Annotated in this window: 29 protein-coding genes; 19 read left to right on the top strand and 10 right to left on the bottom strand. The window is 48.5% G+C overall.

The annotated features are described in order from the left end of the window. Positions 1-9: 9 nt before the first annotated feature. Entirely contained in the window at positions 10-1116 is a 1107-nt protein-coding gene (locus tag ACM9J1_RS10430) for a MauE/DoxX family redox-associated membrane protein (protein WP_415581981.1), read from the bottom strand. A gap of 57 nt (positions 1117-1173) precedes the next feature. Then, positions 1174-1716: a DUF1599 domain-containing protein gene (locus tag ACM9J1_RS10425; protein WP_415581980.1), complete on the bottom strand. Its 543-nt coding sequence runs from the start codon at positions 1714-1716 to the stop codon at positions 1174-1176. Between the two features lie 131 nt (positions 1717-1847). Between ACM9J1_RS10425 and folP the strand changes: the two genes are divergently transcribed. Further along, complete coding sequence (folP, locus tag ACM9J1_RS10420) at positions 1848-2669, top strand: dihydropteroate synthase (RefSeq protein WP_415581979.1); 822 nt, start codon at positions 1848-1850, stop codon at positions 2667-2669. 57 nt (positions 2670-2726) lie between these two features. On the opposite strand, the gene rlmH is transcribed toward folP, so the two are convergent. Genes rlmH through ACM9J1_RS10395 form a run of 5 tightly spaced genes read right to left on the bottom strand, consistent with a single transcriptional unit; the run spans position 2727 to position 5043 of the window. Beyond that, positions 2727-3200 carry a 23S rRNA (pseudouridine(1915)-N(3))-methyltransferase RlmH gene (gene rlmH, locus ACM9J1_RS10415; protein WP_415581978.1) on the bottom strand — a complete coding sequence of 158 codons (474 nt, stop codon included), beginning with the start codon at positions 3198-3200 and terminating at the stop codon, positions 2727-2729. A gap of 36 nt (positions 3201-3236) precedes the next feature. Further along, positions 3237-3686, bottom strand: a complete 450-nt coding sequence (locus ACM9J1_RS10410; protein WP_415581977.1) for a VOC family protein — start codon at positions 3684-3686, stop codon at positions 3237-3239. Positions 3687-3722: 36 nt separating this feature from the next. Continuing rightward, positions 3723-4217, bottom strand: a complete 495-nt coding sequence (locus tag ACM9J1_RS10405) for a VOC family protein (RefSeq protein ID WP_415581976.1) — start codon at positions 4215-4217, stop codon at positions 3723-3725. Positions 4218-4219: 2 nt separating this feature from the next. Then, positions 4220-4582 carry a hypothetical protein gene (locus tag ACM9J1_RS10400; RefSeq protein WP_415581975.1) on the bottom strand — a complete coding sequence of 121 codons (363 nt, stop codon included), beginning with the start codon at positions 4580-4582 and terminating at the stop codon, positions 4220-4222. Continuing rightward, positions 4579-5043, bottom strand: a complete 465-nt coding sequence (locus tag ACM9J1_RS10395) for an SRPBCC family protein (protein WP_415581974.1) — start codon at positions 5041-5043, stop codon at positions 4579-4581. The genes ACM9J1_RS10400 and ACM9J1_RS10395 overlap by 4 nt, the downstream gene beginning before the upstream one ends. Positions 5044-5116: 73 nt before the next feature. On the opposite strand from ACM9J1_RS10395, the gene nadC reads away from it, so the two are divergent. From nadC to priA, 4 genes are all read left to right on the top strand, one after another. Beyond that, positions 5117-5980, top strand: a complete 864-nt coding sequence (nadC, locus tag ACM9J1_RS10390; protein ID WP_415581973.1) for a carboxylating nicotinate-nucleotide diphosphorylase — start codon at positions 5117-5119, stop codon at positions 5978-5980. Between the two features lie 84 nt (positions 5981-6064). Next, the gene (locus ACM9J1_RS10385) at positions 6065-6994 is read left to right on the top strand and encodes a YihY/virulence factor BrkB family protein (protein ID WP_415581972.1); all 930 of its coding nucleotides are present in this window, start codon (positions 6065-6067) and stop codon (positions 6992-6994) included. Positions 6995-7041: 47 nt separating this feature from the next. After that, positions 7042-7464 carry a DUF2147 domain-containing protein gene (locus ACM9J1_RS10380; RefSeq protein ID WP_415581971.1) on the top strand — a complete coding sequence of 141 codons (423 nt, stop codon included), beginning with the start codon at positions 7042-7044 and terminating at the stop codon, positions 7462-7464. A gap of 92 nt (positions 7465-7556) precedes the next feature. Next, positions 7557-10001: a replication restart helicase PriA gene (gene priA, locus ACM9J1_RS10375; RefSeq protein ID WP_415581970.1), complete on the top strand. Its 2445-nt coding sequence runs from the start codon at positions 7557-7559 to the stop codon at positions 9999-10001. A 6-nt stretch (positions 10002-10007) separates the two neighbouring features. On the opposite strand, the gene ACM9J1_RS10370 is transcribed toward priA, so the two are convergent. After that, the gene (locus ACM9J1_RS10370; protein ID WP_415581969.1) at positions 10008-10703 is read right to left on the bottom strand and encodes a LytR/AlgR family response regulator transcription factor; all 696 of its coding nucleotides are present in this window, start codon (positions 10701-10703) and stop codon (positions 10008-10010) included. A 171-nt stretch (positions 10704-10874) separates the two neighbouring features. Here ACM9J1_RS10370 and rpsF point away from each other — a divergent pair, with 171 nt between their 5' ends. The 8 genes from rpsF to ACM9J1_RS10330 all read left to right on the top strand — a co-directional run bounded on the left by rpsF (position 10875) and on the right by ACM9J1_RS10330 (position 17143). After that, complete coding sequence (gene rpsF / locus ACM9J1_RS10365) at positions 10875-11216, top strand: 30S ribosomal protein S6 (protein WP_415581968.1); 342 nt, start codon at positions 10875-10877, stop codon at positions 11214-11216. 4 nt (positions 11217-11220) lie between these two features. Further along, entirely contained in the window at positions 11221-11517 is a 297-nt protein-coding gene (rpsR, locus tag ACM9J1_RS10360) for a 30S ribosomal protein S18 (RefSeq protein ID WP_143374229.1), read from the top strand. A gap of 63 nt (positions 11518-11580) precedes the next feature. Next, positions 11581-12021, top strand: coding sequence for a 50S ribosomal protein L9 (gene rplI, locus ACM9J1_RS10355; RefSeq protein ID WP_415581967.1), 441 nt, complete (start codon positions 11581-11583; stop codon positions 12019-12021). 378 nt (positions 12022-12399) lie between these two features. Beyond that, positions 12400-12873, top strand: a complete 474-nt coding sequence (locus ACM9J1_RS10350) for a DUF6495 family protein (protein ID WP_415581966.1) — start codon at positions 12400-12402, stop codon at positions 12871-12873. 131 nt (positions 12874-13004) lie between these two features. Then, entirely contained in the window at positions 13005-14996 is a 1992-nt protein-coding gene (gene ligA / locus ACM9J1_RS10345; protein ID WP_415581965.1) for an NAD-dependent DNA ligase LigA, read from the top strand. Next, on the top strand, positions 14993-15688 hold the full coding sequence (locus ACM9J1_RS10340; protein ID WP_415581964.1) for a hypothetical protein: 696 nt from the start codon (positions 14993-14995) through the stop codon (positions 15686-15688). The genes ligA and ACM9J1_RS10340 overlap by 4 nt, the downstream gene beginning before the upstream one ends. Before the next feature lie 35 nt (positions 15689-15723). Continuing rightward, positions 15724-16440 carry a lysoplasmalogenase family protein gene (locus tag ACM9J1_RS10335; RefSeq protein WP_415581963.1) on the top strand — a complete coding sequence of 239 codons (717 nt, stop codon included), beginning with the start codon at positions 15724-15726 and terminating at the stop codon, positions 16438-16440. 1 nt (position 16441) lies between these two features. Then, a complete protein-coding gene (locus ACM9J1_RS10330) occupies positions 16442-17143 on the top strand; it encodes a lysoplasmalogenase family protein (protein ID WP_415581962.1) in 702 nt (233 codons plus the stop codon). Here ACM9J1_RS10330 and ACM9J1_RS10325 read toward each other — a convergent pair. Both ACM9J1_RS10325 and ACM9J1_RS10320 read right to left on the bottom strand, forming a co-directional pair. After that, positions 17120-18031, bottom strand: a complete 912-nt coding sequence (locus ACM9J1_RS10325; protein ID WP_415581961.1) for a bifunctional metallophosphatase/5'-nucleotidase — start codon at positions 18029-18031, stop codon at positions 17120-17122. The two genes, ACM9J1_RS10330 and ACM9J1_RS10325, sit on opposite strands and share 24 nt — an antisense overlap. Before the next feature lie 83 nt (positions 18032-18114). Then, the gene (locus ACM9J1_RS10320; protein ID WP_415581960.1) at positions 18115-18825 is read right to left on the bottom strand and encodes a 5'-nucleotidase C-terminal domain-containing protein; all 711 of its coding nucleotides are present in this window, start codon (positions 18823-18825) and stop codon (positions 18115-18117) included. A gap of 112 nt (positions 18826-18937) precedes the next feature. Here ACM9J1_RS10320 and ACM9J1_RS10315 point away from each other — a divergent pair, with 112 nt between their 5' ends. The 6 genes from ACM9J1_RS10315 (at position 18938) to porD (ending at position 23778) form a co-directional block, all read left to right on the top strand. After that, entirely contained in the window at positions 18938-19456 is a 519-nt protein-coding gene (locus tag ACM9J1_RS10315) for a DUF6913 domain-containing protein (RefSeq protein WP_415581959.1), read from the top strand. Position 19457: 1 nt separating this feature from the next. After that, on the top strand, positions 19458-20339 hold the full coding sequence (gene dapA / locus ACM9J1_RS10310) for a 4-hydroxy-tetrahydrodipicolinate synthase (protein WP_415581958.1): 882 nt from the start codon (positions 19458-19460) through the stop codon (positions 20337-20339). A 203-nt stretch (positions 20340-20542) separates the two neighbouring features. Beyond that, the gene (locus ACM9J1_RS10305) at positions 20543-21337 is read left to right on the top strand and encodes an outer membrane protein assembly factor BamD (protein WP_415581957.1); all 795 of its coding nucleotides are present in this window, start codon (positions 20543-20545) and stop codon (positions 21335-21337) included. Between the two features lie 11 nt (positions 21338-21348). Continuing rightward, on the top strand, positions 21349-21666 hold the full coding sequence (locus ACM9J1_RS10300) for a DNA-directed RNA polymerase subunit omega (RefSeq protein ID WP_415581956.1): 318 nt from the start codon (positions 21349-21351) through the stop codon (positions 21664-21666). Positions 21667-21671: 5 nt separating this feature from the next. Beyond that, positions 21672-22898, top strand: a complete 1227-nt coding sequence (gene coaBC / locus ACM9J1_RS10295) for a bifunctional phosphopantothenoylcysteine decarboxylase/phosphopantothenate--cysteine ligase CoaBC (RefSeq protein WP_415581955.1) — start codon at positions 21672-21674, stop codon at positions 22896-22898. After that, positions 22888-23778 (top strand): type IX secretion system protein PorD, encoded by an 891-nt coding sequence (porD, locus tag ACM9J1_RS10290; protein WP_415581954.1) that lies wholly within the window; start codon positions 22888-22890, stop codon positions 23776-23778. Before coaBC ends, porD begins: the two co-directional genes overlap by 11 nt.

Below are 23778 nucleotides of genomic sequence, written 5' to 3'. Positions count from 1 at the left end.
AAATTGTCTTTACGGATTTGTGTTTTTCAGTTCCGCAAAAGTTTTTTTGGTGATTTTGTGGTATTCGGCCGCATTGAATTTGTTCTCGGAAATGCCCCAATAATAAACATAGGAGTTGCCATTCCACAAATATTTTACGCCCGGCGTGTCTTTCCCTTGGCCGAGTACCTTCCAAAACGGAATAATCTCGATAATCTTATACGGATATTCCGCGCCGGCAAATTCAAAGAATGCAGGGATTTTTTCCGGTTCTTCGTTCATGAAGACAATATTGATCTCAGGGAAGTTCTTGTCTTTCTTTCTCAATTCCGTCAGTTCCTTGGCGGCTTCCATACAATGGTCGCAGCCGGGAACGAAGAAGCACAGGGTTTTACGGCCTTTGTCGATCGACGGGAAAAATTGCGCGTAACCCGACTTGGTTTTAGGCGGCTCAACGGCTTCTGGCTGGGCTGTTTGTGCAGGAATCACTTCGGCAGGCTTGGCCTGTAACGTGTCGACTTTCGGCGTTTCCGCGACAGGTGGTTCGATGGCCTGCACGGAATCAATGACAGCTGTTTCTACATCGCCCACGGTAAATTCAGGCGTCGCTGGCTGTATCGGAGCGGCCATGAAAACCATCAGGACCGAGGCAAACAAACCGGCCAGCAAAATCCAGATGTTGCCATTCACCGACTGGCTTTTCGGCAAAACCTTCAGCAGGTAAACCAGCAACGCCATCGCCACGACATTCTTGATGATGGCTTCAATCGGCGTCATCGGGAGCAAACTGCCGAAGCAGCCGCAATTGCCCGTGTTGCCGCCTTGCATAAAAGTTTCGATGGACAAATGCGTCGTAAAAACGGCAAGCATCAGCAATGTGGCCGGAATCACGATGTTCCTCAGGAAATGTTTTTGAAGGATGAGCAAGCCAAGGGCAAATTCGATCCCGATTAAAATCCGCGAGAAATAGGGTGCGAAGCTTTCCGAAAAACCCATCGGGTACAATTGCTTGACCTCGAAGGTCGAAATTGCAAAATAGGGCGAAGGATACATTTTAGCCACGGCCGAAAGCAGGAACAAAAAACTGATGATGATGCGGATGCTCCAGGCCAGGCTGCTCTTGGTGTTGTCGGTCATAATATTCTTTTTTTACAAAAGTACGGCGTCGGTGTTCCTTGAGTTGTTAATGAGTTGTTATTTGCCGAAACCACTTAAGATCAAAGCGAAAACGGCATAATTGATCATGTCCTGATAATTGGCTTCGATGCCTTCAGACACGAGCGTTTTCCCTTTGTTGTCCTCGATTTGTTTCACGCGGAGCAGTTTCTGCAAAATCAAATCGGTCAGCGAACTCACGCGCATGTCGCGCCAAGCTTCGCCGTAGTCGTGGTTTTTGGCCAGCATCAGATTTTTGGTCACGCCGATCTTGGCATCGTACAAGGAAAGCGCGGTGCCCGCATCGAGGTCTGGCTGGTCGGCCACGCCCAATTCCAGTTGAATGAGCGCCATGATGCAGTAGTTGATGATGCCGATGAATTCGCCGGTTTCGTCTTCATCGACTTTCCGAATGGCATTTTCCTGCAAACTCCGGATGCGTTGCGCCTTGATGAAAATCTGGTCGGTCAATGATGGAAGCCTCAGGATGCGCCACGCCGGGCCGTAATCTTTCATTTTGTTGGCGTACAGCGTGCGGCAAATGGCGATGACGCTGTCGTATTCCTTGGAAGTTTTCTCCATCTAATGGCTATATTTGTAGTCGATTTTTTAGCGAGCGCTCGTCTGGCGTTTCGGCTTCGCGTCAAAAATAGGAATATTAGTCGAAAGTAGAAAGTCAAACGTTGAACGTCAAACTAACAAATACGTAACCCATGACCATCAATTGCAAAGGCAGGCTTATCGATGTAAACACACCAAAAGTGATGGGCATTCTTAACGTCACGCCCGATTCATTTTTTGATGGCGGACGCTACAACAATGACATGGCCGTGTTGCGTCAGGCGGAATCGATGTTGTCTGACGGCGCTGATTTTATCGACATTGGCGGTTATTCGTCCCGGCCCGGCGCGTCTGAAGTGGCAGAAACCGATGAAATCCGGCGCGTCGTTCCTGCGGTTACGGCCATAGTCAAGGAATTTCCGAATGCCGTTGTCTCGGTGGATACATTCCGGAGCAGCGTGGCGCGGGCGGCCATTGAAAGCGGCGCGGCCATCGTCAATGATATCTCTGCCGGAAACCTCGATGCCGATATGATGGAAACCGTCGCGGCTTTGCAGGTGCCGTACATCATGATGCACATGCGCGGCAATCCATCGACGATGCAAACGCTTACTGATTATGATGACATCGTAAAGGAAATGTTGTTGTATTTCGCCGAAAAAACCACTGCGGCCAGAAGCTTCGGCATCAACGATGTATTGATCGATCCTGGGTTCGGATTCGCCAAAACGCTGGAACAGAACTACGAAGTATTGCGCCGTCTTGAGGATTTCTCGATTCTGGAATTACCGCTGCTCGTGGGCGTTTCCCGTAAGTCAATGGTGTATAAACCCCTGGGAACGAGCGCCGCAGAGGCCTTGAATGGCAGCACGGTTTTACATACGATAGCGTTGTCTAAAGGAGCCAAAATCCTCCGCGTCCACGATGTGAAAGAAGCCGTTGAAGCTGTGAAGTTATTCCAACTGTCCCAGTAGATCATTAGCTATTTTTCAATTGTAAATTGTGAATTGTGAATTGAGAATTGAGAATTGTCAATTGTGGTGGTAAGGTTCGCCGCGCAAAATCGTAAATGCACGGTATACTTGTTCAATGAAAAACAACCGCACCATCTGGTGTGAAAATGTCATGGCCGAAAGCGAAATCTTCCCGCTGGCTTTGGCGTAGACGGCCTCCGAAAAGCCATACGGCCCGCCGATGACAAATACCAAAGTCTTGATGCCGGCGTTCATTTTTTTCTGCAACTCGTCCGAAAACGCCACGCTTGAAAAGGATTTCCCGTTTTCGTCCAGCAAAATCATTTGCTCCGACGCCGTGATTTTCGACAAGATCAGTTCACCTTCTTTTTCCTTTTGCTGCAACTGGCTCAGGTTTTTCGCGTTCTTGAGGTCAGGGATGATCTCCAGCTCGAATTTGATGTAGAACGATAAGCGTTTCGTGTAATCGTCAATGAGCGACTGCAGTGCTTTGTTGTCGGTTTTTCCGATGGCCAGTAGCTTGATATTCATAAGGTGTGGAAAAAAAGCCGCAATCGCGGCTTTCATTTATTTCATTGGGTTTTCGTCGAAATTGACCATCCAGTGGATGCCGAACTTGTCGGTGAACATCCCGAAGTATGCGCCCCAAAAAGTTTTCTGTAGCGGCATGGTTACTTGTCCGTCGGCAGAAAGCCCGTTGAACAAACGGTCTGCCTCTTCGGTACTGCCCGTATTGATGGAAACGGCGAAATTGCTGCCTTGGACCGTTACTTGTCCCCAGGATGCCAGACTGTCGCTGCCCATAAGAATGGTTTCCCCTGAAATCGGGAGCGAGACGTGCATGACTTTGTTGCCGTCTTCTTCCGACATCGGGCCGCAGTCTTCACTGCCTTCCATCGGCGGCATTTCGTTGAAACGCCCGAAGTAGGCGAATTCACCGCCAAAGACCGATTTGTAAAAATGAAACGCCTCTTCGCAGTTTCCCGCGAAGGTCAAATAAGGATTGATTGATGCCATGTTTTTAGGTTTATGTGAACGCCAAATATAGCGATTTTACCGTTCCAGTTCCGCCCGCAAATGATCCAAGTCGAGTGCCTTGGTGTACATTTCCAGCGAGCCGTCGGGTTTTACCGGCCATTGGTCGCGCGGTTTGTCCCAGTACAATTCCACGCCGTTGCCATCTGGATCGTCGAGATACAAAGCTTCTGAAACGCCGTGGTCGGCGAACCCGGTGAACGGATAATTGGCTGCGCGGACGCGTTCGAAGATTGCCGCGAGGTCTTTTCGGGTCGGATAGAGGATGGCCGTATGGAAAAGCCCCGGACTGTGTACGCCTGGCCTCGGGCTATCTTTGCTGTACCAGGTATTCAATCCGATATGATGATGATAACCGCCTGCCGAAATGAAGGCGGCGTCCGTGCCGTACATCGTCGTCAATTCAAAACCCAATACGCCGCAGTAAAAGTCGAGCGAACGCTGGAGGTTGGAAACCTTTAAATGGACATGGCCGATGCGGGTTTGCGCCGGTATTTTATATTCGTTTTCCATATTTAGTCTTGCTGTTCGTCTGTTTCCACTTGAAGGATGTGGAGCAATCGATGGATAATCGGGGCGAAGAACACGGCCGTGATGCTCAGGAACGCCACGCCGCTGTACAACGCATATGCAGAGGAGAACAGTTTGGCCGATGTGGTGGTCATCTCCACATTCGGGATCGGACCCATTCCCGTCAAGATCATGCTCGACATGTACAAACTGTCGATGAAATCCAGCCCGCAGAAATGTTCATAGCCCAAAATGCCCATGCCCAGTGAGAATGCAATCAACAACGCCGCAAAACCCGTGTAACGCAGCAAGCGCTTCGCGAACAATTGCCACGGAATGACTTTCTGGGAACGGTGTTCGAGTTTCATGGCATCTGTTTTAGGACTTGCTCCAGCCGGTCAAAATTCTCTTCATTGGCCGCCGGTACAAATTGGATGACCTTCGCACGACCTTCTTCGGACGGGAAAATCATCCGGAAGACCAATTTCGTATGGTCGTCGTCGACTTTTTCAAAAGTAACCACTACATTAAAATACGGTTGTGTAAGCCGGTGCCAGTAAATCAATTCGCCGGGAATGATTTCCTGGAAGACCGATTCGTTCTCGTAATTTCCTTTCTCCGGGCCGTGCATCGTGAGTTTCCAGTGGCCGCCGGGCGTGAAGTCAAAAACATGGAACGTATTGGTGAAGCCTTTCGGTCCCCACCATTTTTGCAGCCAGTCCGGGTCAGACCAAGCGGCGAAGATTTTTTCCTTCGACCAATGGAATATGCGGCTGGAGATGATTTCCCTTTCAGGCGACGGCAACGGAATGGGTACGGGTTGGTGCATATCCAAAGATAAACAACCGCAGGGTTTTTCCAAATGGGTAATTGTTGCTAATTTCGCGTCATAATATCAAGTCATGATCAGCGAAGCACAATTCAACGAGGAATTACGTTTAATCATTGCCAACGGCATCCGCGAGGACATCGGCGAGGGCGACCACAGTTCCTTGGCGTGCATTCCGGCAACGGCCAGGGGCAAGGCCAAATTGCTGGTTAAGGACAACGGCATCATTGCGGGCGTTGGTTTCGCGAAGATGATTTTCAACTACGTTGATCCGGGCTTGGTCGTGGAAACGTTCATCGAAGACGGTACGCCTGTAAAATACGGCGATGTCGTGTTCCATGTTTCCGGCAGTTCCCAATCCATTCTCAAGGCCGAACGGCTCGTGCTGAATTCCATGCAACGCATGTCGGCCATCGCCACCAAAACCAATTCGTATGTGAAATTGCTCGACGGCACGAAGACTAAAGTGCTCGATACCCGCAAGACCACGCCGGGTTTCCGCGCGGCCGAAAAATGGGCGGTGAAGATCGGCGGCGGCGAAAACCATCGTTTTGCCTTGTACGACATGATCATGCTGAAAGACAACCACAACGATTTTGCGGGCGGCATTACGGCGGCCATCGACAAGACCAAAGCGTATCTGGCAGCGAACAACCTCGATCTGAAAATCATCGTCGAGGCGCGCAACCTCTCAGAAGTCGAAGAAATCCTTGCGGCTGGCGGCGTTTTTCGTATTTTGCTGGACAATTTCGATTACGAGATGACGCGTCAGGCCGTGGCCATCATCGGCGATCGGTGCCAGACCGAATCGTCGGGCAACATCAACGAGAAAACGATACGGGCATATGCCGAGTGCGGTGTAGATTGCATTTCATCGGGCGCGCTGACGCATTCCGTATATAATATGGATTTAAGCCTCAAAGCGATCGACAATTAATAATTGATAATGAATAATTAATAATTTAATTTTCGGTGGAGGCTGCGTTCAGGCATTTCCAAATTTCCAAATTTTCAAATTCCATTGTCACAAGAAATAGAAGACAAACTCGCCACAATCCCGGTCGTCAAGTACGCCGTCCGGCCGTTGAAGAAAGTCAAATTGGGCTTTCTGGGCGGGCTGTCGTTGTATGAACTGCTGGAGATTTATTTGGTCGGGCTGGCCGAAGGCGCGGTGACCTATCGCGCGGCGGCCATTGCCTTCAGTTTCTTTATGGCGCTGTTTCCGTTTGCGCTGTTCGTGCTCAACTTGGTGCCGTACATCCCGATCGATAATTTTCAGGCGGATTTCCTGAAGTTCGTGGAAGACAGCGTGCCGCCCAAAACCTATTCGGCGGTGTTTACGATCTTGAGCGACATTATGAACAATTCGCACAGTGGCTTGTTGTCATCGGGTTTCTTGTTGTCGATTTTCGTGATGGCGAACGGTGTGAATTCCGTGCTCGGCGGTTTCGAGACTTCGCACCATGTCATCGTCAAGCGCGGTTTCGTCAGGCAATATCTGGTGGCGTTGGCCATTTCACTGTTGCTGTCGGTCATCTTAATTGTCACCGTGGCGACCATTGTCGTCTTCGAAGTATTCATCCAGATGACCAAAATCCAGGACGTGCTTAGCGACAACATCCCGATTTTGGTCTGGAGCCGTTACCTTTTCTTGTTGTTGATGATCTTGATGACGACTTCGCTCATGCTCAAGTTCGGGACGAAACACACCGGGAAGCGTTCGTTTATTTCGATCGGATCGGTTTTTACGACCATATTGATTGTCATCTCGTCCTATTTCTTCGGAATTTGGGTCGTTAAATTCGCCAAATACAACGAGTTGTACGGTTCCATCGGGACATTACTTATCCTGATGTTCTACATCTGGCTCAACTGTGTCATCCTGCTGTTGGGCTTCGAATTGAACGCGGCCATCAACCGTATCAAGCACAAAAACTTATTCACAAAATAACGCGCGCATCTTTTTTTCGCTATTTTAGGGCGACTAAAAAGCAGTATATGAAGCCGTTTGCGCTGTGGTTCTTGCTGATGACTTCTGCGGCGTTTGCCCAAAAATCAAGTATTGTCGGCCGTTGGAAAACCATCGACGACGAAACGGGCAAAGCGGTGTCCATCGTAGAGATTTACGAATCGAAAGGCAAAATCTTCGGTCGCGTAGCCGAATTGCTCAACCCTTCAGACCGCACCAAGACCTGTTCAAAATGTGATGGTTCAGACAAAGACAAACCCATTATGGGGTTGGTCGTCATCAAGGGATTGTTACGCGATGACAACGCGTACAAAGGCAAAATCCTCGACCCGAAGCACGGCCGCATCTACGAATGCATTGTCAAACTCGAAAACAAGGACAAACTCAAGGTCCGCGGCTATGTGGGCATTTCGCTGTTCGGACGCACGCAATATTGGCATCGGGTCAAGTAAAGTTTAACGTTCAACGTTTGATAGCTGTAGGCCGTAACCTTACCCCTTGAACCCTGAACCTTCCCTAAAAGAAAACTATCTTTGCCATCCAGATGTCTTATTTCGCCGAAATCATCCTGCCGTTATCGCTCGCCCGCACGTTTACCTATAGTATTTCGCAGGCCGAATCCGCCTATCTGAAACCGGGTATGCGCGTGGCTGTGCCCTTCGGTAAGCAAAAGATCTATACGGGTTTGGTGCTCGAACTGCACGAGCGGCAACCTGAATTGTATCAGGCGAAGGAAATCCATCAAATCCTTGACGAGAAACCAACCGTAACGCAAACGCAACTCGAACACTGGCAATGGATCGCGTCCTATTATATGTGTAGTCTGGGCGATGTATTCCGCGGGGCGATGCCGTCTGCACTGTTGTTGGAAAGCGAAACCATCATTTCGCTACAGCCTGAAATGCCAGAAATGCCAGAAATGCCCGACGAGGAATTCCTGATCTACCAAGCCCTGCAACAACAATCTTCTTTGCGTGTGCAGGAGGTCATGAGCGTACTCGGTAAAAAAAGCGTATTTCCGGTGTTGCGGCAGATGATGGAGAAAAACATCGTGACCTTGCAGGAAGAGATTTCCGAGACGTACAAGCCAAAATTACAGCGTTATGTGCGGCTTTTCCCGGAACTGGAAAGCCAGCAAGGCTTGTCGGAATTGCTCGATATCCTGAAAAACGCACAGAAGCAGAAGGAATTGGTGCTGGCTTATTTCCAGTTAAAGACTGCGCGCAAGCCGATTTCCGTAAAAGAACTGGTCGAAGCCGCCGGCGCGACGTCAACCATTTTGAAAGCGCTTGTCGATAAAGGGATTTTCGAGGAATATTACATCCAGCATGATCGCGTGAACTTCGACGACGACGGCTTGTCGCAACCGGAATTGAGTGCAGCCCAGCAAAAGGCGTTCGATTCCATCACAAGTAATTTTGAGGAAAAAGACGTGAATCTACTGCATGGCGTGACTTCCAGCGGAAAAACGGAGATCTACACACGGTTGATCGATGTGGTCGCCGAAACCGGAAAGCAGGTGCTGTATCTCGTACCGGAAATCGCCTTGACGGCACAACTCGTCGGTCGATTGACCAAATATTTCGGGAATAAAGTTGCGGTTTTCCATTCCAAATACAGCAACAACGAAAGGGTGGAAGTGTGGCAAAACGTATTGGCCGGTTCCGAAAATGCACAAATCGTCATCGGGGCGCGTTCGGCGCTGTTCCTGCCGTTTCAGGATTTAGGATTGGTCATCATCGACGAAGAGCACGAGCAGCTGTTCAAGCAACAAGATCCGGCGCCGCGTTACCATGCGCGCGATGCAGCCATCGTATTGGCAAAAATGCACGGCGCAAAAGTCTTGCTGGGTTCGGCCACGCCGTCTATCGAATCCTACCACAACGCCGAAACCGGCAAATACGGCCTGACCGAACTCACCGAACGCTTCGGGAGCGTACTGCTTCCCGATGTAGAACTCGTCGATTTAAAGGACAAATATTTCCGCAAGCAGATGAACGGTCATTTTTCGGACGTGTTGCAAGAACACATCGGCAATGCGCTTTCGTTGGGCGAGCAAGTGATTTTGTTCCAGAACCGCCGCGGGTATTCGCCGGTGCTGGAATGCCTGACCTGTGGGCACGTGCCGCAATGCCAACACTGCGACGTCAGTTTAACGTACCACAAGTTCAAAAACCAGTTGCGGTGCCATTACTGCGGCTACACGATCGCCAAACCCACGCACTGCCATGCTTGCAATAGTGTCGATTTGACCACCAAGGGTTTCGGTACCGAACAAATCCAGCTGGAGTTACAGCAATTGTTTCCTAAACATACCATCGGGCGTATGGATCAGGACACGACCAAAGGCAAGTTCGGTTTCGAGAAAATCATCGACAGCTTCAAGAACCGCGAAGTCGATGTGCTGGTCGGGACACAGATGCTGGCCAAAGGATTGGATTTCGACAACGTTAGCCTTGTAGGCATCATGAACGCCGATAACATGCTCTATCATCCGGATTTCAGGGCTTTCGAGCGCAGCTACCAGATGATGGCGCAGGTTTCGGGCCGTTCGGGCCGTTCGTCCAAACGCGGCAAAGTCATCATCCAAACGTACAACCCGATGCACAATACCATCCAACAGGTCACGCGGAACGATTACGCAGGCATGTTCACCGAACAATTGTACGAACGCCGCATCTACAAATACCCGCCGTTCTTTAAATTGATCAAACTTACCCTACGCCACCGTGATTTCGACCGGCTGACCGAAAGCGCGAGATGGTTGTACAATGTCTTCTCGCAGCATTTGAATATGCCCGTACTCGGCCCCGAAGAGCCAGCCATCGGGCGTATCCGCAATGAATACATCCGGACCATCATGGTGAAAATCCCGCCGGAAGCCAAATTGGACGGCACAAAAAAAACTGTCCGGAAAATCCTGGACAGTTTTGAAGCGATTCCGCAATACCGAAACGTTAAAGTAACGGTGAATGTGGATTTCTATTAACGAAGATTAGGCAATCGCCAGCGCGCGGACAAGATCGTCTTTCTTGTTGCGGCTCAAAGGTATTTTTGTAATCCCGATTTCGGCAAATTTACTGTTAAACCTTTCGACTTTGTCAATGTTGATGATGTACGATTTGTGTACCCGGATGAACTTGTCCTTAGACAAATCCTTCTCGAAAGACTTCATCGTAGAAAGCACCAAGTTGGAATCTTCTTCGGTCACTACCTTTACATAGTCGCCGAAAGCCTCGATCCATTTGATCTTGTTGGTGTAGACTTTCAGTTTCTTGAGGTTAGACTTGATAAAGATGTGTTCTCCTTCTTCCTCGTGGTTTTCACGCTTGAGCATGTGGAAATCCATCGCCCTTTTTACGGAAGCATTGAAACGGTCTAAGGCAATCGGTTTTTGTAGGTAATCCGTAGCATCGTAGTCAAACGCCTTGAGCGCGTACTCGGCCTTAGAAGTGATAAAGATAATCTGTGGCTTTACTTTCAATCCGTCAAGGAAATCAAAACCAGAGATCACGGGCATTTCGATATCCAGGAATATCAAATCGACCGTGTGAACAGACATGCAATTCTTTGCTTCGATTGCATTAGAAAAATCGCCCACAAGATGTAAATTGGGGTGATTATTCACTAACTTTGCGATGATCATTCGTTGGATCGAACTATCATCTACAACAACACAATTTAGTTTCATAACTCACATTTATTAATAGATTTGGTGAGACAAACATAAATAGTTTTTTTGAACCAACCTAACGATTATCGGATTTTTTTGCATTTGAACGAATAAAGTTTGTTTTTACTTGTTTATTAAAATTTATTTACTAATTTTGCGCACATTTTGAAATTCTAAACATTAATTTTTATGAATCATTACGAAACTGTTTTCATTTTAAATCCCGTTTTATCTGAGGTTCAGGTAAAGGAAACAGTAAGCAAATTCGAAGATTTCCTTACTTCGCGCGGTGCCACTATGGTATCGAAAGAAGATTGGGGCCTGAAGAAAATGGCTTACGAAATCCAAAACAAGAAGAGTGGATTTTACCATTTGTTTGAATTCACGGCTCCGGGCGAAGTGCTCGCTCCGTTTGAAACTGAATTCCGTCGCGACGAGCGCGTGATGCGTTTCCTGACGGTCAGCCTTGACAAACATGCCGTATCTTGGGCAGAAAGAAGAAGAGCGAAATTAAAAACTGAAAAAGCTTAAGCACATGTCAACAATCGAGCAATCAGCTAAAGGAAAGAAAGACGGAGACATTAGGTATTTGACTCCGTTGAACATCGAGACCAACAAAACAAAGAAATACTGCCGCTTCAAGAAAGCCGGTATTAAATACGTAGACTACAAAGATCCTGACTTCTTGTTGAAGTTCGTGAACGAGCAAGGTAAAATCCTGCCACGTCGCTTGACCGGAACTTCTTTGAAATTCCAAAGGAAAGTATCTGTAGCCGTAAAAAGGGCGCGTCACTTGGCCTTGATGCCTTACGTTGCCGACTTATTGAAATAATTTATAAACCTGGTTGTTGGTTTTCGGTAAGCGAAACCTAACTTCTCTAAAAAGGACATCAACATGGAATTGATCTTAAAACAAGACGTTCAAAATTTAGGATTTAAAGACGATATCGTAACGGTTAAGCCAGGCTACGGACGCAACTTTTTGATCCCACAAGGTTTGGCCACCATGGCTACGCCGTCAGCTAAAAAAGTTTTGGCTGAAAACCTCAGGCAAAAAGCGCACAAAGAAGCCAAATTGGTTGACGACGCCAAGAAACAAGCAGAAAGCTTGAAGGCTTTGGAGATCAAGATTACGGCAAAAGCCGGTGGCGACAAACTGTTTGGTTCAGTGACCAATGCAGACATCGCCGAGTCTTTGGCAGCTGCCGGGCAAAACATTGACCGCAAGTACATCACTTCGGGCATCGTGAAGCGTACCGGAAAATACACCGCCAACGTGCGTTTGCACCGCGATGTGGTCGTTGAGCTTCCATACGAAATCGTAGCCGAGCAATAAGTCTTGCTTACTATAAAATAAGAATCCCGGTTTTGCGCCGGGATTTTTTATTGGCAGCTTATCCGGCTGTTCGCTCCAAGTCCTCGCGGCGCAAGCCATTTTTATAAAGCCCGTGTTTGGCTTCCGCCGGTCGCCACACGCGTCTTTTAAAAATGTTGCTTTTGTCGCTGTGGGCTTTCCGCTGCCATCCGGGCTAGGGAAGAAGAAAGAAGAAAGACCGCTACGCTGAAAGAAGAAAGAAGAAAGAAGAAAGAAGAGGAAAGAAATGGCTAAACGTCTCACAACCAACAACCAAACACCAAAGACTAAAGACCAACCAGCCACCAGCCACCAACTAACAACTAACAACTAACAACTAACAACTAACAACTAAGAACAATGAAATACGCCCGCCTCACCGCCGAACAATTCAACGAACTCCACCAGGAATTCGCAACTTTTCTCGCCTCACAATCCATCGACAAAAAAGAATGGGATGATCTAAAATCCCAAAAACCCGAAGTCGCCGAGCAGGAACTGGATGTTTTCTCCGACCTGATTTGGGAAGGCGTGCTCAATCGGGCTGAATTCCTCGAACACTTTTCAAAAGACTATATCTTCCTGTTCCGTTGTTCAGAAAGCTTCATCCATTCCATCGTCATCAAATCGCTCGACCCATCGGTAGACTTCTTGTCGCGCCCGGGCATCGAATGGTTGTCGGACCATCTTTTTACAGACAGCGTTGAAATGAAAGTGGGCAAAAAACCTTTTGGCGATGACCGCAATGGCGATGTCTTCTCGCTCATCAAACAAGGCGCGTTCCTCAGCGGCGGCGAACTGTACAAACAAATCGATGCCGCGCTTCAGGCGTGATGTTATTAACCAAATGTTTATAAAAACCACGTTTTACAAGGCGTGGTTTTTTAGTTATCAACAACGCGGTTGGTTTTGAATGGCTATTTTAGTCGCTACGATACCGGAAAACCAAACCGCCTTTCGCTTCTATGGAGATTCAACAAGAGATTGCGTCGTTGCGCGAAGAACTCAACCAGCACAACTACAATTATTACGTCCTTGACAACCCGACGATTTCAGATTTCGAATTTGATCAGAAGTTAAAAAAACTCCAAGCGCTCGAAGACGCACATCCCGAATTTTTCGATGAAAACTCGCCTACGCAACGGGTTGGCGGCGCGGTCACCAAGAACTTCAACACCGTTTCCCACGAGCAGCGCATGTATTCGCTGGACAATTCCTATTCAAAGGAAGACGTACTCGATTGGGAGAAACGTGTCGAAAAAGCCCTCGGCGGCATACAACCCGAATTTACCTGCGAACTCAAATACGACGGCGCGTCCATCAGCATCACCTACGAGAACGGCAAATTGCTCCGTGCCGTGACGCGTGGCGACGGTTTCCAGGGTGATGAGGTCACCACGAATATCAAGACCATCAAATCGTTGCCGTTGCAAGTAAAAGGCGAATTCCCGCCCAAGTTCGAGGTGCGTGGCGAAATCATCCTGCCGTTGGCCGGTTTCGAAAAGATGAACCAAGCGCTCATAGACATCGGCGAAGCGCCGTACGCCAATCCGCGGAACACGGCTTCCGGCAGCCTGAAATTGCAGGACAGCGCGGAAGTAGCCAAACGCCCGTTGGAATGTTTGGTGTATAACCTGTTGTCCGATCAATACCACACGCATTTCGAGAGCCTCAATGCCGCACGCGCGATGGGTTTCAAGGTGCCGCCGCAAACCAAAATCTGTAAAACGGTGGGCGAGGTGTTTGAATTCCTGGATTATTGGGATGTCCATCGTCACAGTCTTCCGTATGAAACCGACGGTGTCGTCATCAAAGTCAACAATTTCCACCAACAGGAAGAATTGGGCTACACCGCCAAGTCGCCGCGTTGGGCGATTGCTTATAAATTCAAGGCCGAACAGGTTTCCACGCGATTGAATTCCATTTCTTATCAAGTCGGGCGCACCGGAGCCATTACGCCCGTGGCCAATTTCGAACCCGTTTTATTGGCCGGAACCATCGTCAAACGCGCGTCGTTGCACAATGCCGACCAGATCGAAAAACTCGACATCCGCATCGGCGATGAAGTCTTCGTGGAAAAGGGCGGCGAAATCATCCCGAAAATCATTGCGGTAGATTTGAGCAAACGGCCCGCTGTATCAGCGCCAACCCAATACATTACCAATTGTCCGGAATGCGACGCCGAACTTGTCCGTACCGAAGGCGAGGCGCAACACTATTGTCCTAATTATTATGGCTGCCCGCCGCAGATCATCGGGCGCATCCAGCATTTCATTTCCAGGAAGGCGATGGACATCGAAGGACTGGGCGGCGAAACGGTCGCGCTATTGTACAACGCCGGATTGGTGAAAGATTACGCCGATCTCTACGAACTCACCGTGGAACAAGTCATTCCGCTGGAACGGATGGCGCAGAAGTCGGCAGAAAACCTGATCAACGGCATCGCAAAATCGAAGGAAATCCCGTTTGAGCGCGTGCTGTTTGCCCTCGGGATCCGCTACGTAGGTGAAACGGTCGCCAAGAAATTGGCCAAACACTATAAGCGCATCGAAGCCTTGGCCAGTGCATCGCTACTCGATTTGATGCTCGTGGAGGAAATCGGGGAACGGATTGCCCTGAGCGTGATTTCGTTTTTTGAAAACCGCGACAACCAGATCATTGTTGAACGATTGAAATCGTACGGCGTCCAGCTGGAAATCGTCGAGGTATTCAACCCCGACGCCACCGACAAACTGGGCGGCAAGACGTTTGTCGTGTCGGGCGTGTTCTCGCATTTCTCGCGGGACGGCATCAAGAAAGCGATTGAAGACAATGGCGGCAAGGCAGGAAGTTCGATTTCAGCCAAGACCGACTATGTTGTCGCCGGAGAGAATATGGGTCCGGCAAAATTGGAGAAAGCCGTGAAATTAGGCGTGCCCGTCATCTCTGAAGTGGAATTCATGCAAATGCTCGAATGAAAGACAGCAGGCCATCGCTCATATTGTTCATCGTAGCCGGAACGCTGGCGCTGTTGGCAAAAATCCTCGACATGGAAATGTTGATGATTGTCGCCAAACCCATGGTCATTCCGGCCATTTTCTACTATTACCTGCAAACCAAGACGCGACGCACCAATTTACTGTTTTCGATGGCTTTGTGGCTGTTTTTCGTGTCCGATATGATTATGGTGCTGTTTCCCGTGAGCGGCATGCCCTGGATCATGATTACGAGCATGGGCAGTTACCTCATTCTGTTGAAGTTTGCGGTAGCCGATCGTGCTGCGCTAAAATTTAGTGCGTTCAATGTCATTTTCATCACATTATTGTTAATTTTACTGGGTTACATCCTGTTCACCATACTGAATCTCAACATAGACAGCATCGTCACCAATTATGTGATGTATCTGTCTTACGGGATTGTCCTGATTATGCTGGTCGCGGTTTCCGCCGTCAATTATTTGTCGGACAACAGCGCGGTTTTCCTGCATTTGAGTTGCATGGCGACGTGTATTCTGGTGTCTGATTTATTTTTTTGCATCAACAGGTTCATGATCCAGTTGTCCATCATCGATGACATCAACCTGTTTTCGCAATTTATGTCGTACTTTTTTATGGTGAAATATTTTACGGCGCGGAGAAAATTGCCGCAACGACAGCCGGAATTGAAGTAAAAAATCCTTTTGTGCCGAGGCTTATGATAGAAAGAATGACCGAACTAAGATTGACTACCGCGTATTTTGCCGTCGCCCTGATTGAAATCGTGGCCGAGTATTTCCGTGACATTCACCCGTATGCGCTGTATGTCATCTATGCGATGAAACCTCTGATTTTGATCGTGTTGGCTTTGCTGTATTGGAAAACCTCGCCGAATGTCAACCGCCTGTATCTGGCCGCGTTGTCTTTCGGCTGGCTGGCCAATTTGTTCTTCATCTCGCAGGATTTTAACGACATTTTTGTTGGCGCGCTATTGTTTTTTGTGTACCGCGCGCTGTCCATCTTTATCGTGATGAAACACATCAAGTTGCCCGGTATTTTCCCGATTGTCATCGGGTGCGTTCCGTTCTTGTTTATTTACATGTATCTGGTGAATCTCACTTACGATACCATTGGCGAAGGTTTGGTGATTTTCATTGTGCAATGCATCATGGTGTCGTTCCTCGGCGGGTTATCGGTCGGGAATTATATGTTGCGCTCCAACCGTGCGAGCACACTTCTTTTGATGAGCACGTTGTTTTTTGCCGTGACGCAATTCATCTTCGTGGTCAGGTTGTACTACGTCAATGTCAACATCTTCCAGCCTGTGGCCATGGTACTTTACGTGATTGGGCAGTACATGTTCTACAAGTTCCTGGTGCTGTCCGAAGACAAAAAGGCGAATGTCCACATCATGAACCACTTGGTCAAGGATTCCGAAATCGTGTAGCATGGACGAGCATTACAAAAGCGGCAACAAGTTGGTCACCATCCTTACGGTTGCTTATTTTGTGGTGGCAATTTCAGAAGTCGTTTCGGAGCTCTTTTCCCACAAGCCGTCCATCATCGTACTCAAACCCATCATGCCGCTGTTGTTGCTCTTGACGTATTGCATTGCGTCAGACAAGCGAAATCCTTTATATATAGGTGCGATGTTGCTCTCGGCGGCCACCAATGTGCTGTTCATCCCGAATGATGCACAGATGTTGTTTTTCGGGCTCGTGGTGTTCACGGTGCACCGCATTTTGGTGATCGTGCTGGTGTTCCGGTTGGCGAAGGTTCGCGATTTTATTCCCGTGGCCATCGCAACCGTGCCGTTCCTGCTGATTTTCTTCTACATGCTGGCATCTTCCGACGTGCCCGCGCAAAGTTTCGCGGTCATGGTCATGCAGAATATCTTGATTTCATTGCTCGGCGGTGCGGCGGTATCGAACTACGTCATGAACGACAACCGTCGCAATTCGTGGCTCTTGATCTGCGGGCTGCTATTCGTGGCCTTGCAGTTCATCGTCTTTATCGAAAAATACTTCTTGTTTGGGTTTTCGCCAGCCATACTGCGTCCGATCGCGATGGGCTTGAATGCCTTTGCGTTCTATACTTTCTACGAATTCGTGATGGCTGTTGAAAAGTCAGACGACAATACTGCGGCCTGACGTTGATTTTTGATCGTTGTCCAAATAGAAATCGACGCGCCCGAGGTTGATTCCGTAACAGCCGGTCTGGTTCACCAATACATCCTTTCCTTCGGCATTTTTTACGACAGTGGGTTTGTCGAGGAACGTATGTGTGTGTCCGCCGATGATCAAATCGATGTCTTTGGTGGCAGCGGCCAGTTTCAGGTCGGAGACTTTCGCAGGATCGTTTTTATAATCGTACCCGAGGTGCGAAAGGCAAATTACCAGGTCACATTTTTCTTCGGTCTTCAAAGTCCGGACGATGTCCTGCGCCACGGCAATCGGGTCATTATAGATGGTTTCCTTGTAGTTTTTTTTGTCCACTAATCCGGCCAGTTCAACACCCAGCCCGAAAACGCCCACTTTAATGCCGTCTTTCTTCAGGGTTTTATAAGGTTTCACGATACCGTCCAGAATGGTGTTCCGAAAGTCGTAGTTGGCCGAAACGAAATCAAACGTGGCATTGTGCAATTGCGCATGGAAGCCATCGATGCCGTTGTCGAAATCGTGGTTGCCCATCGTGGCCACATCGTATCCCATCAAACTCATGAGCTTGAATTCGAGCGCGCCGCCGTAGTAGTTGAAGTACGGCGTGCCCTGGAAAATGTCGCCGGCATCGAGCAGCAAGACGTTCGGATTTTCCTTGCGGATACTTTCTATCAAGGCCGCCCGCCGCGCCACACCGCCTTTGTTCGGGTTTTTCGGATGGTCGGCCGGAAACGGATCGATGTAACTGTGTACGTCGTTGGTGTGCAAAACGGTTAAATGCTTGGTTTTCGTCGCGGTATCGAAACTGCTCAGCGACAGTCCGCCGGCCAAAAGGGCAGAGGAAGCGGCGGTTTTCTGGATGAAGTCTCTTCTGTTCATAAATGATTGGCGGCTAACGTAACCTGATTTTAATTTGATGCTTTCTTNCTNTCTTCTTTCTTCTTTCTTCTAGCCACTAACAACTAGCCACTAATCCTCACATCACGCACCACGGGCACGGTATCCACTTCCTTAAAATAATCAATCAGCACATTCCGCAATTTATAGTCAATGTCGTAGGTCTTGACGGCTTTCTTGAAAAACTCCATTTTGTCGCCGCCGTTGATGAGATAATCCGAAGTAACCACAAAATAGCTCTGGTCTGGCGTCACAGGTTTTTCCTTGATGGAGATGTCGGCAGGTTTGCCGTCATTTGTTATCGTGAAAGTCAGCCCCGAAATAGGATGCGCTTTCTTTTCCGTGACGATGTAACTTGCCATTTCAAGGATTTGTTCGCCTTTGAGCTCGGCTACGATCAGTCGGTTCTCGAATGGCATGACTTCAAAAGCCGTCCGCGTCGTGACGTTGCCCTGCGGAATGATGGATCGGATGCCACCGAAATTCAGCAAACACATATCGATTGACTTTCCTGCGCGCTTATTGAACACGCGGTTGCCGAAATCGAGCGCGACGTCGGCCATCAGGTTTCCAATGGTGCATTGCCACTGCCCGGATTTATCGAGCGTCTGCGGTGCAAAGGCGAGCACGACATTCATGTCTTTGTCGATGTTCTCCCGATAGGGTTTGATGACGTTTTCGATGTTGGCATCGGCGCCCGCGGCTTCCGTAATGGCGATTTCTTTTCCTTCAATGCTCCGAACCTGGTAGTGTTGCCCGCCGCAGGATACGAGCAAAAGAAATGTTAAGAATAAACCAAATTGCTTTAGGGCGGAAGGATACTTTTTTAGATTTACCATCTCGAAAAAACGCGAGCGTTTCATTACATTTGTTGCAAGTAAAAATAAGATGTTTTTAAATCACCTCAAGGATTTCGTCGCGAAAAAAATCGTTAAGAAAGAACTGGCAAGCGCGGCATCGGCGCCGGCAGACGGAAAGGTGAAAACCGTTGGCATCTTATTCGACGAAACGTATTTCAAGGAGCGCGAAGCATTGGTGGCCGAACTCGTTGCGAACGGCATCCAGCCCGAAGACATCACCGTATTGGTATTCAAGGACCGGATCAAGAAAAACGAAACTTTCGATTATCCGGTATTCAGCCACAAAGACATCAAGTGGACGGCGGCCATAGACAACGTTGATATCAAGGCGTTTATCTTTACCGAATTCGATTTATTGATCAATTACTACGACACCGAGAAGGCGGCGTTGTTGCTCGTGTCGCACCTGTCAAAAGCCAAATTCAAGGCTGGTTTCTCGTCGGTCGACAAAAGGCTTCACCATTTCATGATCGACACGCACGCCGAGAATTACAAGGTGTTTTCTGACGAATTATTCAAATATCTCAAAATATTAAACAAACGCTAGCATGCAATCACTCATCGGAACCGGTGTCGCGCTCGTGACGCCATTCAAAAAAGATTTTTCGGTGGACGTTGACGCCCTGACACGCATCGTCAATTACCAAATAGACAACGGCATTGATTATTTGGTCGTACTCGGGACAACGGCTGAATCGGCAACACTTTCTGCCGATGAGAAACAACTCGTCATCGACACCATCGTTGAAGCCAACAACAAGCGTTTGCCATTGGTGCTCGGCGTTGGCGGAAACAATACGGCAGAAGTCGTCCACGAGTTGAAAACCAAGGATTTGTCTGCCTTCGAGGCGGTGCTTTCGGTGTCACCATACTACAATAAACCTACGCAGGAAGGTATTTACCAGCATTTCAAGGCCGTGGCGGAAGCATCGCCAATTCCTGTTATTTTATACAACGTCCCGGGACGCACGGCAAGCAACATGTCACCGGCAACGGTTTTGCGGCTTGCAAAAGATTTCAAGAATATCGTGGCCATCAAGGAAGCGGCCGGCGATATCGTCCAAGCCATGAAACTTATTCAGGGAAAACCTGATGGTTTCCTGGTGATTTCCGGCGATGACATGATTACCCTGCCCATGGTATTGGCGGGCGGCGCGGGCGTGATTTCGGTGATAGGCGAGGGCTTTCCGAAGGAATTTTCCCAGATGGTACGCCTCGGCTTGGATCGGAAGGTGGATGAAGCCTACCGATTGCATTACTTATTGGCTGACAGCATCGACATGATTTTCGAACAAGGAAACCCTGCCGGCATCAAAGAAGTTTTCAAGGTTTTGGGGTTGTCCGAGCATACCGTCAGACTTCCGCTGGTGAACGTCGATGCCGACCTGGCCAAACGTCTGGAAGCCTTTACGCAAAAATTGATGAAATAGACGGATTGATTTTGCCGGAATTGTCTAGGTTTTAACGTTCGGCATTTGACACTCGAGATTATACTAAATTATTTTTCCACCGTAACCAATTAATAACTAAATTTGCCGTTGGTTTTTTCGTGGCCTAAACGCCGTGAAATCAACGACCCGAGGCGCAGCGGAATTGTTCTGAAGCGCAGCGAAAGAAAAAACCATTCATCATAATGACGAGATTTTTAGCCGTGTTGCTTTTCGTTGGATTGTGTTTCTCATGCAGTCCGTACCAGAAAGCGCTCAAGTCTGAAGACATGGGCATCAAATACGAAGAAGCGACCAAGCAATACGAAAAAGAAAAATACGCCAAGGCCATCAGGCTTTTCGAGCAAATGGCGGCCACATATCGTGGAAAGCCGCAGGCCGAAAAAATGTATTACATGTACGCGATGTCTTTATACAAGACCAAGCAGTACTATTCTGCCGGTTACCAATTTGAGAGTTTTGTGTCGGGTTACCCGAAGAGCGAAAAATTGGAGCAGGCGGCTTATCTCGGTGCAAAATCGTATTCTGAATTGTCGCCGGTGTACAGCCTCGATCAAGTGGATACGTTCAAAGCAATCGAAAAATTGCAAGTGTTTATTGACCGTTTCCCGGATTCGGAGTACTTGCCAGAAGCCAATGAAACACTGAAGGGTTTGCGCGAGAAAATCGAGAAGAAGGTTTTTGAGGCCGCCAAAGGATACAACACGATCTCGGATTTCAAGTCGGCATTGGTGGCGCTGGACAATTTCCTTTCGGACTATCCGGGAACGCCTTACAAAGAAGACGCTTTGTATTACAAACTCGATTCGGCCTACAAACTGGCCATCAACAGTGTTCCGGGCAAAATGGAAGAACGCCTGCACAATGCAAAAGTGGCCTACAACAAACTCATGCAGTTCAAGGCCGACACTAAATACAAGAAAGACGCCGACGACATGCTGGCGCGCATCGATAAGGATTTACAACAATATAATAAATAGAAGACAGTCACATGGATTTGAAAAAGACGAATGCTCCGGTAAACACGGTTACGTACAGCAGGGCGAAGATTGAAGAACCAACCGGCAACATCTATGAAGCCATTACGATCATGGCCAAACGGGCCAACCAGATCAACGCAGAAATCAAGAAGGAGTTGACCGAGAAGTTGGAAGAATTCGCTACGTACAACGACAGCTTGGAGGAAATCTTCGAAAACAAAGAACAAATCGAGGTGTCGAAATTTTACGAGAAACTTCCTAAGCCACATGCACTTTCTGTGCAAGAATGGGTTGACGGCAAGATTTACCACAGGGACGCCACAAAATAAGGACAATGTCTGTTTTAAGCGGTAAGAAAATAGTACTTGGGGTTTCCGGAGGCATCGCCGCTTATAAGACCGCCTCGTTGGTCAGGCATTTCATCAAGGCTGGCGCCGAGGTTAAAGTGGTGATGACGCCCGCGGCCAAGGATTTCGTCACGCCGCTGACGTTGTCTACATTGTCAAAAAATCCGGTTCATTCTTCGTTTTACGACGAAAACGACGAGAATGCCGAGTGGAACAACCACGTGGAACTGGCCCTTTGGGCAGACATAATATTGATTGCGCCGGCAACGGCGAACACGCTTTCCAAAATGGCGACGGGCAATTGCGACAATTTGCTCGTCGCCGTTTATCTTTCTGCGAAATGCCCGGTGTATTTCGCGCCGGCAATGGATCTGGACATGTATAAACATCCGTCAACGCTGGAGAGTTTTCGTGCACTGCAGTCTTTTGGAAACATCATGATTCCGGCCGAAAGTGGCGAATTGGCCAGCGGTCTGTCGGGCGAAGGACGCATGGCCGAACCCGAACACATCGTCGCGTTTCTAGAAAAAGACATTGCCGGAAAGTTGCCCCTTCGCGGAAAAAAAATCCTGATTACCGCCGGCCCGACATACGAAGCCATCGACCCGGTGCGTTTCATAGGAAACCATTCCACCGGAAAGATGGGTTTCGATATTGCCCGGTGCGCCGCAGATTTGGGCGCGTCGGTGGTTTTGGTTTCCGGCCCGACACATTTACGGTTAAACCACAACGGCGTGCAAACCATTTTTGTAACTTCGGCTGCAGAGATGTACGCCATTTGTCATGAATATTATGATGGCGTTGATGTCGCGATTGCGGCCGCCGCGGTAGCCGATTACCGGCCGAAGCATCCGGCGGGGCAGAAGATCAAGAAAACGGAAGCCAATTTTACCATTGAATTGGAAAAAACGACCGACATCCTTGCTTCGCTCGGCGCGATTAAGAAACATCAGTTCCTGATTGGTTTTGCACTGGAAACCGAAAATGAAATTGAACACGCGAAGGAAAAAATCCGGAAAAAAAACCTAGATTTGATTGTCCTGAATTCGCTCAACGATGCGGGCGCAGGTTTTGGTAAACCAACCAATAAGATTACCTTTATCGACAGCCGATTCAAGATCGAGCCGATGGATTTGAAACCGAAGGAAGCCGTGGCCGCCGATATCATGGGCAAGGTCATCGAACATTATAAAACATCATCACGTGAAGCGTAGATTTTTTTCTTTTTTACTGTTGTTGCTGGCCGGTTTTGTACAGGCGCAGCAATTCAATTGTACGGTAACGGTCAATGCGAATACCATCGCCAACGCCAATACGGCCACATTCAAGACCTTGGAACGTTCCATCGCCGAGTTCGTCAACAAGACGGATTGGATCGGAACCGAATTCAGGCAGGGCGAAAAAATCGAGTGTTCCATGTACATTACCCTGACCAGTTACGACAACAACAATTACGCGGGAACGATACAAGTCCAGGCCGCGCGCCCGGTGTTCAACTCTACGTATTCATCGCCGATCTTCAATTACAACGACAAGGATTTCACCTTTAGTTATGTGGAGTTCCAGAACCTGAATTATGACCCGACGAGCTACAGTTCCAATCTCGTGTCTGTCATATCTTATTATTGTTTTATGATTTTGGGCATTGATGCCGATACGTTCTCTGAGAAAGGCGGCACGCAATGGCTGGAAACCGCTCAGGAAATCTGCAATGTTGCGCAGCAGGGCGGAAGCAAAGGTTGGAAGCAGGCCGATGGCAACCAGAACCGTTTTTTCCTGGTCAATGACATGTTGTCGAACACGTTCAGTTCATTCCGCGAGGCGATGTTCCAGTACCATTTTGAAGGTTTGGACAACATGGCCAAAGACCAAAAGAAAGCCAAGGAAAATGTCGTGGGCGCCATCAAGACATTGTCGAAGATTTATAATGTTCGGCCGAATGCATTCCTGACGCGCGTGTTCTTCGATGCGAAGTCAGACGAAATCGTATCCATTTTCTCTGGCGGCCCGGCCATTTCCATGAACGAGCTTTCCGATCATCTCAATAAATTATCGCCGCTGAATTCGGGCAAATGGTCATCGATTAAGTTTTAA

Source organism: Flavobacterium longum, from assembly GCF_965137575.1.
GTDB classification, from domain to species: Bacteria; Bacteroidota; Bacteroidia; order Flavobacteriales; family Flavobacteriaceae; genus Flavobacterium; species Flavobacterium longum.
Note: the sequence above shows the minus strand (reverse complement) of the source record. Positions and strands in the feature narration are given on the sequence as shown.

What these genes read in the sequence shown, in the direction of transcription:
- ACM9J1_RS10430 (WP_415581981.1), bottom strand. Translation starts at nt 1,116, where the DNA reads ATGACCGACAACACCAAGAGCAGCCTGGCCTGGAGCATCCGCATCATC.
- ACM9J1_RS10425 (WP_415581980.1), bottom strand. Translation starts at nt 1,716, where the DNA reads ATGGAGAAAACTTCCAAGGAATACGACAGCGTCATCGCCATTTGCCGC.
- folP (WP_415581979.1), top strand. Translation starts at nt 1,848, where the DNA reads ATGACCATCAATTGCAAAGGCAGGCTTATCGATGTAAACACACCAAAA.
- rlmH (WP_415581978.1), bottom strand. Translation starts at nt 3,200, where the DNA reads ATGAATATCAAGCTACTGGCCATCGGAAAAACCGACAACAAAGCACTG.
- ACM9J1_RS10410 (WP_415581977.1), bottom strand. Translation starts at nt 3,686, where the DNA reads ATGGCATCAATCAATCCTTATTTGACCTTCGCGGGAAACTGCGAAGAG.
- ACM9J1_RS10405 (WP_415581976.1), bottom strand. Translation starts at nt 4,217, where the DNA reads ATGGAAAACGAATATAAAATACCGGCGCAAACCCGCATCGGCCATGTC.
- ACM9J1_RS10400 (WP_415581975.1), bottom strand. Translation starts at nt 4,582, where the DNA reads ATGAAACTCGAACACCGTTCCCAGAAAGTCATTCCGTGGCAATTGTTC.
- ACM9J1_RS10395 (WP_415581974.1), bottom strand. Translation starts at nt 5,043, where the DNA reads ATGCACCAACCCGTACCCATTCCGTTGCCGTCGCCTGAAAGGGAAATC.
- nadC (WP_415581973.1), top strand. Translation starts at nt 5,117, where the DNA reads ATGATCAGCGAAGCACAATTCAACGAGGAATTACGTTTAATCATTGCC.
- ACM9J1_RS10380 (WP_415581971.1), top strand. Translation starts at nt 7,042, where the DNA reads ATGAAGCCGTTTGCGCTGTGGTTCTTGCTGATGACTTCTGCGGCGTTT.
- priA (WP_415581970.1), top strand. Translation starts at nt 7,557, where the DNA reads ATGTCTTATTTCGCCGAAATCATCCTGCCGTTATCGCTCGCCCGCACG.
- ACM9J1_RS10370 (WP_415581969.1), bottom strand. Translation starts at nt 10,703, where the DNA reads ATGAAACTAAATTGTGTTGTTGTAGATGATAGTTCGATCCAACGAATG.
- rpsF (WP_415581968.1), top strand. Translation starts at nt 10,875, where the DNA reads ATGAATCATTACGAAACTGTTTTCATTTTAAATCCCGTTTTATCTGAG.
- rpsR (WP_143374229.1), top strand. Translation starts at nt 11,221, where the DNA reads ATGTCAACAATCGAGCAATCAGCTAAAGGAAAGAAAGACGGAGACATT.
- rplI (WP_415581967.1), top strand. Translation starts at nt 11,581, where the DNA reads ATGGAATTGATCTTAAAACAAGACGTTCAAAATTTAGGATTTAAAGAC.
- ACM9J1_RS10350 (WP_415581966.1), top strand. Translation starts at nt 12,400, where the DNA reads ATGAAATACGCCCGCCTCACCGCCGAACAATTCAACGAACTCCACCAG.
- ligA (WP_415581965.1), top strand. Translation starts at nt 13,005, where the DNA reads ATGGAGATTCAACAAGAGATTGCGTCGTTGCGCGAAGAACTCAACCAG.
- ACM9J1_RS10340 (WP_415581964.1), top strand. Translation starts at nt 14,993, where the DNA reads ATGAAAGACAGCAGGCCATCGCTCATATTGTTCATCGTAGCCGGAACG.
- ACM9J1_RS10335 (WP_415581963.1), top strand. Translation starts at nt 15,724, where the DNA reads ATGACCGAACTAAGATTGACTACCGCGTATTTTGCCGTCGCCCTGATT.
- ACM9J1_RS10330 (WP_415581962.1), top strand. Translation starts at nt 16,442, where the DNA reads ATGGACGAGCATTACAAAAGCGGCAACAAGTTGGTCACCATCCTTACG.
- ACM9J1_RS10325 (WP_415581961.1), bottom strand. Translation starts at nt 18,031, where the DNA reads ATGAACAGAAGAGACTTCATCCAGAAAACCGCCGCTTCCTCTGCCCTT.
- ACM9J1_RS10315 (WP_415581959.1), top strand. Translation starts at nt 18,938, where the DNA reads ATGTTTTTAAATCACCTCAAGGATTTCGTCGCGAAAAAAATCGTTAAG.
- dapA (WP_415581958.1), top strand. Translation starts at nt 19,458, where the DNA reads ATGCAATCACTCATCGGAACCGGTGTCGCGCTCGTGACGCCATTCAAA.
- ACM9J1_RS10305 (WP_415581957.1), top strand. Translation starts at nt 20,543, where the DNA reads ATGACGAGATTTTTAGCCGTGTTGCTTTTCGTTGGATTGTGTTTCTCA.
- ACM9J1_RS10300 (WP_415581956.1), top strand. Translation starts at nt 21,349, where the DNA reads ATGGATTTGAAAAAGACGAATGCTCCGGTAAACACGGTTACGTACAGC.
- coaBC (WP_415581955.1), top strand. Translation starts at nt 21,672, where the DNA reads ATGTCTGTTTTAAGCGGTAAGAAAATAGTACTTGGGGTTTCCGGAGGC.